Annotated in this window: 1 protein-coding gene; it reads right to left on the reverse strand. The window is 38.1% G+C overall.

Going from position 1 to position 926, the window contains the following annotated elements; translation table 11 throughout:
- Nucleotides 1–134 precede the first annotated feature (134 nt).
- The gene (locus AC1P5O_RS16605; protein WP_004280554.1) at nucleotides 135–641 is read right to left on the reverse strand and encodes a hypothetical protein; all 507 of its coding nucleotides are present in this window, start codon (nucleotides 639–641) and stop codon (nucleotides 135–137) included.
- Between the last annotated feature and the right edge of the window lie 285 nt (nucleotides 642–926).

Genomic DNA, 926 nt, shown 5'->3' on the forward strand with positions numbered 1-926 from the left:
TGTTATAGACCGCATTTAAGTTTAAATATGAACACCCCGAATCAGATGTATGAGCAAACAAAAACCGAGCTAATTGCTTAACTCGGTTTGAAGTGGAATACTGTCAATCTATTTCAGGACAAGACAGTTATAGCTTAGATTTTTGCTAATAAAGCCTCAAGAACGGCTTGATAGTGAATCTGGATATCATCTTCTAAAATTTTGTAGGCATTATCGAATTGCACCATTGGCCAGCCTTCTTTCCAGAATGGGAAAATATTATGCAGGTCATGGGTGACAATGGCATCTTCACGCACAATTGCTTGGGCAATTTGTGACAGCACTTGCGCAGTTTCAGCGCCATCAATCGCCATATAATCAATACCGCGCGCTTTTAAAATACGGATTCGGTCTTTTTTATAACGGATTTTTTTGATTTGTGCTGCATTCAGACCCAAAGCCAAAGATACGGCTTCGACAAATTTGTCTTCAAATGACTGATTCAATGCTACTAAGGCTGCTTTATGCGCTTCCTGACGACCAGCTTTACCACCCTGACGAATTGCTGCTTGCGCCTCAGTATTTAGCTCATCCTTTTTCATACTTTGCAGGATGTCTAAAATTTCGATGTCGCTTAACGCCTGAGGAGATTGATCAGTCATAAACTGTCCTTAAAAAAATAAATCTTGAATCGGCTATTTTCGCATAATTCGTGGCTAAAAAATCAAAATCTTCATGATTAAAACAGCGCTACGACCTGAAACTGCATTTCTTCTGCGATTTTGCGCAAAATCGACTATAGTGCTTCATCTATATATTAAATTAACCTGAGTTCGATGAAATATTTTAGCTTTTTAGCAAGTTTTGGAAAGTTGGCTTATTTGGATTTAAGCAATAAGCCACTATAGCAGCCATAATATTCACCATAAAGTTATTCACCGAACGAT

The sequence above is a fragment of the Prolinoborus fasciculus genome, assembly GCF_056724605.1.

Coding starts and splice junctions, on each gene's coding strand:
- AC1P5O_RS16605 (WP_004280554.1), bottom strand. CDS start 641: ATGACTGATCAATCTCCTCAGGCGTTAAGCGACATCGAAATTTTAGAC.